General features: G+C 64.6%; 6 protein-coding genes. 3 read left to right on the forward strand and 3 right to left on the reverse strand.

All coding sequences use genetic code 11. From position 1 onward, the window contains the following. Window positions 1–65: 65 nt before the first annotated feature. Both QMG52_RS18570 and xsc read right to left on the reverse strand, forming a co-directional pair. Entirely contained in the window at window positions 66–1,913 is a 1,848-nt protein-coding gene (locus QMG52_RS18570; RefSeq protein WP_283561905.1) for a glycoside hydrolase family 15 protein, read from the reverse strand. Between the two features lie 210 nt (window positions 1,914–2,123). Then, the gene (gene xsc, locus QMG52_RS18575; protein ID WP_283561906.1) at window positions 2,124–4,031 is read right to left on the reverse strand and encodes a sulfoacetaldehyde acetyltransferase; all 1,908 of its coding nucleotides are present in this window, start codon (window positions 4,029–4,031) and stop codon (window positions 2,124–2,126) included. A 205-nt stretch (window positions 4,032–4,236) separates the two neighbouring features. Between xsc and QMG52_RS18580 the strand changes: the two genes are divergently transcribed. Genes QMG52_RS18580 through QMG52_RS18590 form a run of 3 tightly spaced genes read left to right on the forward strand, consistent with a single transcriptional unit; the run spans window position 4,237 to window position 7,980 of the window. Further along, the gene (locus QMG52_RS18580; RefSeq protein ID WP_283561907.1) at window positions 4,237–5,130 is read left to right on the forward strand and encodes an IclR family transcriptional regulator; all 894 of its coding nucleotides are present in this window, start codon (window positions 4,237–4,239) and stop codon (window positions 5,128–5,130) included. Further along, on the forward strand, window positions 5,118–6,179 hold the full coding sequence (locus tag QMG52_RS18585; protein WP_283561908.1) for an AAA family ATPase: 1,062 nt from the start codon (window positions 5,118–5,120) through the stop codon (window positions 6,177–6,179). Before QMG52_RS18580 ends, QMG52_RS18585 begins: the two co-directional genes overlap by 13 nt. A gap of 7 nt (window positions 6,180–6,186) precedes the next feature. Next, window positions 6,187–7,980: a cobaltochelatase CobT-related protein gene (locus tag QMG52_RS18590; protein ID WP_283561909.1), complete on the forward strand. Its 1,794-nt coding sequence runs from the start codon at window positions 6,187–6,189 to the stop codon at window positions 7,978–7,980. Between the two features lie 367 nt (window positions 7,981–8,347). Here the strand turns inward: QMG52_RS18590 and QMG52_RS18595 are convergent. Further along, window positions 8,348–9,122: amino acid permease (locus QMG52_RS18595; protein ID WP_283561910.1), on the reverse strand; the 775-nt coding region annotated here is incomplete at its 5' end.

The raw sequence follows: 9,122 nt of genomic DNA on the forward strand, positions 1-9,122 counted from the left end.
CGTTTGCGCTTGACGGCGCGGCGCACAGCAACGCGTCCACGCCAGGTCAAGGCGCGTTACTGATTTCACAGCTGTCCCCCTGGGACCGCGGGACCAGCAGGGGCCAGGCTGACCCGTTCCGGGCCGCGGAGGGCATCCGCGGCCCGGATCAGAGCCAGGTGAGAGAACGCCTGCGGGAAGTTCCCGGCCATCCGGTCCGCTTTCATCGCGTATTCCTCGCCGAGCAGGCCCAGCTCATTGCACAGCTTCACCAGGCGGTCCATCAGCGCCCTGGCCTCCCCCTTTCGGCCGCTGTGCGCGTACTGCTCCACCAGCCAGAAGGAGCAGGCCAAGAACGGGTGTTCGCCGGGTTCCAGGCCGTCCACCCCGGTTTCTGTGCGGTAGCGCAGCAGCAGGCCGTCGTCGATAAGCTCACGCTCAAGTTGCGCCACGGTACCTAGCATTTTCGCATCGTCGTACGCTAGGAAGCCCACCTGCGGAATTACCAGCAGCGAGGCTTCCGCCTGCGAGCCGTCATAGGCCTGAGTGAATGAATTGAGTTCGGTGCTGAAACCATACCTCAGGATTTCCCGGCGGAGTCGCTCACGCAGTTCCGTCCAGCGCTCCACCGGTCCGTCCAACCCGTGCTCGCGCACGGCGCGGACTCCGCAGTCAAATGCCGCCCACATCATCACCCGGGAATGCGTGAAATGCCGCGGTTCGCCGCGCATTTCCCAGATGCCATAGTCCTTCCGGTCGAAGTGCTTTTCCTCGAATCCCAGCAGGGCACGCTGCAGCGGCCAGGAGAAGAGGTCCTCCATGCCGCCGGCCCGCCGCAACTTCTCCAGCGCCACCATCACCTCGCCGACGACGTCCGCCTGGAACTGCCCGACGGCACCGTTGCCGATGCGCACCGGAGCTGAATTCTCATATCCGGGCAGATGCGCCAGCTGCCGCTCCTCGAGTTCGCGCTCCCCAGCCACGCCATACATGATCTGCAGGTCCTCCGGATCCCCGGCGACAGCGCGCAACAGCCAGTTGCGCCAGTGCAGGGCGCCCTGAGCGTGACCGTGGGTCAGCATCGACTCCAGCGTCAGGGCAGCATCGCGCAGCCAGCAGTATCGGTAGTCCCAGTTGCGGGCGCCCCCGAAGTCCTCCGGCAGAGAGGTGGTGGGGGCGGCCACGATGCCCCCGGTGTCTTCGTGGGTGAGTGCGCGCAGCACCAGCAGCGAGCGCTGGACGGCGGCCGCATATTCGCCATCCTGGCTGTATCTGGAGGCCCAGTCAGACCAGTAATGCACGCTTTGGGCCAGAGCGGCGTCAATGTCGATCCGGGTCGGCCCGGGTCGGTACGAGGGGTACCAGACAAGTTCCAGATCCACCCTTTCCCCGGCAGCGATGGTAAAGTCGCCGGCAAGCTTATCGCCAGTGACCGTAGGCAGCACATCCCCACGCAGCATGAGCGCATTCTGTCCGGCAACCGCCACCAGCACCTCGATGCCCTCCGCGTCCATCATCCGGCCGACCCACGGTACGACGGTACCGTAGCCAAACCGGATCTTCAGCTCCTGGCATATCCGCACACTGCCGCTCAGACCCTCGACCCGCCGCACCACCGAGGCACGTCTGTCCCCCACCGGCATGAACTCGGTCATCCGCACGCTGCCGCCGTCGGCCGCCCAATCGGTGCGGAGTACAAAGGTGCCGTCCAGGTACTCCCGCTTAACCACGACGGCATCAGCCGCTGCGGGCGCCAAAAGCCAGCGGCCGTTATCTTCGGTGCCCAGCAGCGCGCCGAAGACTGAGGGAGAGTCGAAGCGGGGGAAACAGAGCCAGTCCAGGCTGCCGGTGCGCGAGAGAAGCGGACCGGTGTGCATGTCGGATAAAAGCGCGTAGTCCTCGATGCGTGATGCCATGCCCCCACTCAACCACATTCGGCTCGATGGGTCAGGTGGCTATGCGAGCTGGGTTTAATTCCGTCAGTTAAGCCCGGATGATGGCCATCTCCGGTGGCTTGGCGGCTTGCGCCCCCGCCGTAGTTGGGGCGTTTCAGATGCCATCCGCCGCTTGCGGCCGCGTGGAGACCAGTTCAGATCTCCACACGGCCGTTGCGCGCTCGGTTGAGCACCGAGCCTAAGTCAGGTTTAGACGTAGTCCTTGTACTTCTCCAGCAGACGGACCGGCTTGGAGAGTGCGTCACGGCGGAAGGGATCTCCCAGCTCGCGGGTGCACATGATCTCGATGACGGTGGTCTTGCCCTCGTTCATCTGGGCGGCGAAGGCACGCTCAAGAGCTGGGCCGACGTCTTCCAGCTTGTCGACGACGATGCCCTCTGCGCCCATGGTCTGCGCCATGGCGGCAAAGCTCTCGTTCTCATTGTCGAGCTCTCCGGCCACGAAGCGGCGGTTGTAGAACTCCACCTGGTTCTTCTTCTCCGCACCCCACTGCCGGTTGCGGAAGACAATGGCCGTGACCGGAATGTCGTGCCGCACCGAGGTGAGGACCTCGCCCATGCTCATGGCCCAGGCGCCGTCGCCGGCATAGGCAACCGCCGGGCGGTCCATGGCGGCGGCCTTGGCGCCGATGATGGTCGGCAGTGCGTAGCCGCAGTTGCCGAAGCTCATCGGGGCGAAGAAGCTGCGCGGCTTTTCAAAGCGCAGGTAGCTGTGGGCCACCGAGTTGATGTTGCCGATGTCGGTGGAAATCATGACGTTTTCGGGCATCGCCTTTTCCAGCTCGCGCAGCACCTCGCGCGGGTGCAGCCAGTTGCCCTCTTCGTTCTTCTGCTCCTCGATCATGTCCAGGCTGTACTCATCCTTTTCATGAGTCCAGGCCGTTAGCTCCTGCTCCCAGCTGTCCTTCTCGGCCTTGATCAGGGCGGCGCGCTCCGTCTTGGTGGCGTCGCAGGCGAGGGTCTTATCCGCCAGCCGCTTGGTCAGTTCGATGGCTACGGCCTTGGCATCGCCGCAGATGCCGACGCTGATCTTTTTGACCAGGCCGAGCATGGTGTGGTCGGCATCGATTTGGATGATCTTGGCTTCGGTGGGCCAGTAGGCCGCACCGTACTGCGGCAGTGTGCCGAAGGGGCCCAGTCGGGTTCCCAGGGCAATAACGACGTCGGCCTGGGAAATGAGCTTCATGCCGGCCTTGGATCCCTGGTAGCCAAGCGGGCCGGCCCAGAGCGGATGGCTGGCCGGGAAGGAGTCGTTGTGCTGGTAACTGTTGACGACCGGGGCACCCAGACGCTCGGCAAGCGCCTTGCATTCCTCGACGCCGTCGGCCATGACCACCCCGCCGCCCGAGACGATCACCGGGAATTTGGCGGTGGCCAGCAGTTCAGCGGCCTCGTCCAGGCTCTTGGCGCCGCCGGCACCGCGGTCCACGCGGCGCGGCTCTGGGATCTCTGCGGTGATTTCCCCGTAGAAGTAGTCACGGGGGATGTTGAGCTGGGTGGGTCCGTTTTCGGACATTGCGCGGTCGAAGCAGCGTGCGGTGTATTCCGCCATCCGGGCCGGGTGCGTCACGTGGCCTTGGTATTTTGTGAATTCCTGGAACATGGGCAGCTGCTTGGCTTCCTGGAAGCCGCCGAGCCCGATGCCGTTGGTGCCGGCTTCCGGCGTGACGATAACCACGGGGCTGTGGGCCCAGAAGGCAGCGGCGATGCCGGTGACGCAGTTGCTGATGCCTGGCCCATTCTGGCCGATAACGACGCCGTGGCGGCCGCTGGCGCGGGCATAGCCGTCCGCCATGTGGGCGGCACCCTGCTCGTGCACCACCGGAACCAGGCGAATGCCGGCCGGGGCGAAGATGTCCATCGCGTCCATGAACGCCGAGCCCATAATGCCGAACATGTCGGTGACGTCATTGGCCACCAGGGTCTCGACGAAGGCCTCCGAGGGCGTCATCTTCTGTACGCCCTTGACTGCGGAACGGGGGGACTTGGCCGGCGCGGCCTTGGTGGGGGCCGCATTTGCGGGTGTTTTGTTTACCGTGGATGCTTCTGCCGCGTCATCGTCGGCAGCGCCTGAAATGGTGAGAGTTTCTTGGCTCATGGTGACTGCTCCTTCTCCGGGGTAACGCCCGGAATAGGTAGAGATGCTTAGAAAGTGGAACGAGACGTTCCTGTTTTGTGGTTCACAGCGAGATTATGACAAAAATTAAGGACCGTCAAGGGTTATTTTCAATATCCGGAACGTCGCGTACGATATATTTGAATGAAGGCCTAAGGTGACGGATTCACGAGATGGAGGAGAACAGATGGCTGAGATTCACAGGCTCAGTGGCCCGGACGGTCAGACGGCAGTGGAGTTGGCCGGGGATACACCGACGATGCGGCTGTTCTCGCTGCTGGAACTGATTGCCACAAAGGACCAGCTTTTCACTCTGCAGGGGCTGGTGGAGGAGACCGGAACGCCCAAGCCCACGCTGCACCGCATGCTGCAGCAGCTGGAAGGAGCAGGCCTGTTGATCCGACAGGACAACGGCAGGCATTACAGTGCCGGGGTGCGGCTGCGCCGGATGGCTGAAGACCTGCTGCTCAATGACATCCACCACGGGGCACGGCACGCGGTGCTGCGGAACCTGGTGGGGGAGCTGGGTGAAAGCTGCAACATCACAGCGGTCTCCGGCAGCGAGGTGGTCTACCTTGACCGCGTCGAAACGCCGGAACCGCTGCGGATTACGCTGCAGCCGGGATCCCGGGTCCCGGTCCACTGCTCGGCCAGCGGAAAAATGATCCTCTCCCAATTCAGTCCAGTACAGCGTCGGCGCCTCCTTGGGGCGGCTCCGCTGGAACGCTACACGAACAAGACAGTGACGGATCTGGACCTGATTGAGGGCGAACTTCAGCGTGTCCGCCGCGACGGGTACGCGATCGACGATGAAGAGTTCTTGCCCGGGTTGGTTTGTGTCGCCGTATTGGTTCCCACGACCAACGCCGCATCCAATCTCTGCGTTGCCGTGCAGGCGCCCGTCATGCGGCTCACTCCAGAGAAAGGGCTGAAACTGCTTCCGGCACTGCAACGCGCGGCGGATGCGATCGGCCTGATTGAAGCCCAGTCCGTCGAAGACCGGATGGCCGGAATCCAGTCCGCCGAAGACCGGATGGCCGGAATCCGGTCCGCTGGCAAGGACAAGCAGTGGACCAGCTGAAAGCGGCGACGCCGGACCGCATCGTCTCCGTACGCGAACTGTTCCATCTCGACTCGGACCTGATGGTGGGCGCATTCAGCGAAGCGGATGAGCATGTCCCCCAAGTAGACCCGGCCTACAGGTTCAACCACGACGTGACGCTGGCGATCCTGGCGGCCTTTACGAGGAACCGGCGGATGCTCCTCCAAGGGCTGCATGGGACGGGTAAATCCACGCACATTGAGCAGGTGGCGGCGCGGCTGAATTGGCCGTGCGTGCGGGTCAATCTGGACGGCCACATTAGCAGGCTGGATCTGGTGGGCCGGGACACGGTGGTGCTTAAGGACGGCAAGCAGGTCACCGCGTTCCAGGAGGGGATTCTTCCCTGGGCCATTCAGCGCCCTGTTGCGCTGATCCTGGACGAGTACGACGCCGGCCGGCCGGACGTGATGTTCGTGATCCAGCGGATCCTCGAACGGGACGGGAAATTGACTCTGCTCGACCAGAACAGGGTCCTCGACGTGCACCCGGGATTCCGCCTGTTCGCGACGGCCAACACCGTGGGCCTGGGGAACCTGAACGGAATGTACCACGGCGTGCAGCGGCTCAACCACGCGCAGATTGACCGCTGGAACATCGTGGCGGCGCTGAACCATCCGCCCGCGCAGGACGAGATCGAGATCGTGGTGGCAAGGGTACCGGAACTGGATCATCCAGCCGGGCGCACTTTGGTTGCGTCCATGGTCGCCGTGGCCAAGCTGACCAGGAACGGCTTCCGCGTGGGGGATCTGTCCACGCTGATGTCCCCGCGCACAGTCATCACCTGGGCGGAGAATATCGAGATCTTCGGCGACCCCGGGCGGGCGTTCCGGCTTTCCTTCGTCAATAAATGCGACGAAGCTGAGCAGCAGGTCGTGGCCGAATACTTCCAGCGCTGTTTCGATAGGGAGTTGGACAAGGACACGGAGCGGGACAAGGTCAGGGAGTTGGACAAGGACCGGGAACTGGACAAGCAGGATCCGTCAGACTCGCCATCGAGGCCGTGGTTGCCCGCGGCGCACGTCGCGTAGCGCTCCCATGGCCACCCCGGCCGGTGCGGCGGAGGAGACCGCCAGGACAAAGGCAGCAGCGTCGCTGCAGCGCCAGCAGCTGACCGGCGAGCTGTGCTCCGCGGCCATCCGGGCACTGAGCGGGCAACCCGGAGTGCACTTCCGAGGCGGACTCCTGTACCGTGGGGACCTCCGGGAGCCCACGCCCGCGCCCCACCTGCACCCGGACGGCGAAGGCGGTTTGGCTGCTTTGCGCGGTGCGGCCGACGGCATGGCCCTGCGTCTGCAGCACAGCGACCGGGCCCTGCATCAGGAGCTTTGCCCACAGCCGACCGCCGCCAGACTGGTCTTTGAGATGCTGGAACAGTTCCGGGTGGAATCCCACGTGGTTGATGCCATGCCGGGCGTCCGGGCGAACCTGAGTCGCCGCTTTCTGCACTGGTCGCGGGAGTTTGAGGCCTCCACACTGACCGGCACGTCGCAAGGGATCCTCCTCTTTACCATTGCCCAGATGGGCCGGGCACGGATCACTGCCGAACCCATGGCCGCCGCCGTCGAAGACCTGATTGAATCGACCCGCTTTGAGCTGGCGCCGCGCCTCGGCGCCCACTTGGCAGCTCTGCGCCGGCAGCGCTTTTCACAGTCCGGCTTTGCCGGCCCCGCCCGCGCCATTGCCGAGGAGATCGCGGCCCGCTTCGACGAGCTGGAAGCCCAGGAGACCCGGTCCTCCCGCGCCGGTTCACGGCGGCCGGCCTTCGCGCTGCTCTTCGAGCACGAGCACGACGACGACGGCGTGCCCACCGCGGCGTACGGGCGCAGCAGCGCCCTTGAGGCAGCGGAGGGCGGTTACCGTGTGTTTACGAAGGCCCATGACCAGCAGCGCCATGCTGCCGATCTGGTCCGCCCCGGGCTGCTGCGCGAATTCCGGCAGCGCCTTGATGAGGACATCGCCCGGCAGCGGATCAACGTCCCCCGGCTGGGGCGGGCGTTGGGAACACTGCTGTCGACCCAGGTCCTGGACGGCTCGGACAGCGGTGCGGAGGAGGGGCGGCTCGACGGGAGCAGACTGGCTCAACTGGTCACCTCCGCCGCGGAGCGCAGAGTGTTCCGGAGAGAAAGGACCGCGGCGCGGACGGATGCCACGGTGACATTCCTGGTCGACTGCTCCGGCTCCATGAAGGAACACAGCCTGGCGCTGTCCGTTCTGGTGGACGTCTTTGCCCGCGCGCTGGAACTGGCCGGTGCCCGCTGTGAGATTCTGGGTTTCACCACTGGTGCCTGGAACGGCGGTCGGGTCCGGAAGGAATGGCTCCGCGCCGGCCGGCCGGCGCAACCGGGTCGGCTCAATGAGGTGAGGCATTTGGTGTTCAAAGACGCCGACACGCCATGGCGGCGGGCCCGGCCGGAAATTGCCGGACTGCTGAAGCGGGATCTGTTCCGCGAGGGTATCGATGGGGAGGCAGTGGACTGGGCCTGCGGCCGACTGAACGGTGGCGGCCAGGACGGTGCGGACCAGCACAGTGCGGACCACTACGGAGGCGGCCAGGACAGCGGAGCGCAAAGGCGGCTACTCCTGGTGCTGTCCGACGGCAGTCCCATGGATGGTGCCACGGCGCTGGCCAACGATCACCAGTATCTGGAACATCACCTGCGCGAAGTTGTGGCCGGCCACGAGGCGGCCGGCAGCGCCGAGATCTTCGGGTTGGGCGTCGGACTGGATCTGGGTCCGTACTACCGGCGGTCCGCCTCGCTGGACCTTTCCAGCGGAACGACCAGCGCCGTCGTCGGCCAGGTCCTTGCCCTATTGGCGGCGCGGCGATAAGGACGTGAAACTCGCAATAGCGCGTGGGAAGTGGGTCCCGGCCGAGTGGCTGGACTGCGTTCTCGATGCTGTCCAGCGCTCACCGCAGGCCCATCCGCGAGGGTTGGACCATCCACCGCCAGGACACCGGCCCAAACACCGGCCATGACCTATTGGCGCAATCTCTCAGAAGTGCCGCCCGGAAGGTGGAATGAATTCACCTCAGCGGGCCCGGTTTCACCATGAACGGCGATGAGCCCAATAAGTCCCAAGATAAACCGCGGCAGCTGACCCCCAACCGCAACAGAGCCCGCTCCGGGAGATATGTCTTCAGTGACATAGTTCCCGGAACGGGCTCTTGGGCCGGAGGGATGCTCCGGACGACAGCTCAGTTAGGGATTTTCACTGACTCGCTGGCCTGGAAGCGGTGCGGTTCCTGGCTCACGGCGGACGCCTCTGCCAAGGACACCGCCACGGGCCCGTCGCCGTTGACAGGCGCGGCAACCGCCGCTTCAGTGGCCTTCCCCGGCGCCGCGTCGCCGTCGTCGGACTCCGGCCGCCTTCCGAACCGTTTCCGGAGCTCATAGCCGAGCAGGATCACAATCAGCGTGACGCCGCTCATCAGGAACTGGGTCTGGGTGCTGGGAAGAATGGCCATGGCCACGATCACCGCCAGCATGAGCGCGATTGTCGCGTAGCTGAGCCCGGGAAACAGCCACATCTTCAGTTTCAGCGCCGCGGGGTCTTCGCGGTCAAGTCTCTTGCGCAGGACCACCTGTGAAACGGCGATCACCAGGTAGACAAAGAGTGCGACCGCGCCGTACGAGTTCACCAGGAAGCTGAACACCACGTCGCCCCACATGTACACGCACACCACGGAGAGATACCCGACGGTGGTACCCAGCAGGATGGCCCGGCGGGGAACGCCGCCCTTGGACAGCTTGGTGAAGAATTTAGGCGCATCCCCGTTGCGGGTGAGGGCAAAGAGCATGCGTGAGGTGGTGTACAGCGCGGAATTCAGGCACGAGAGAACAGCTGTCAGACCCGGATCCGCGAGTAGTGGCTTTTTGAGGCCGGAATTCTGGCGGGGGCGTGAATTTCGGCAACTTTTGGGTCCGGGCATGACAAAAGCCCGGTTGTCGTGTCGGGTGGGCGGAGGCTCC

Source organism: Paenarthrobacter sp. PH39-S1 (assembly GCF_030063245.1).
Lineage (GTDB): Bacteria > Actinomycetota > Actinomycetes > Actinomycetales > Micrococcaceae > Arthrobacter_M.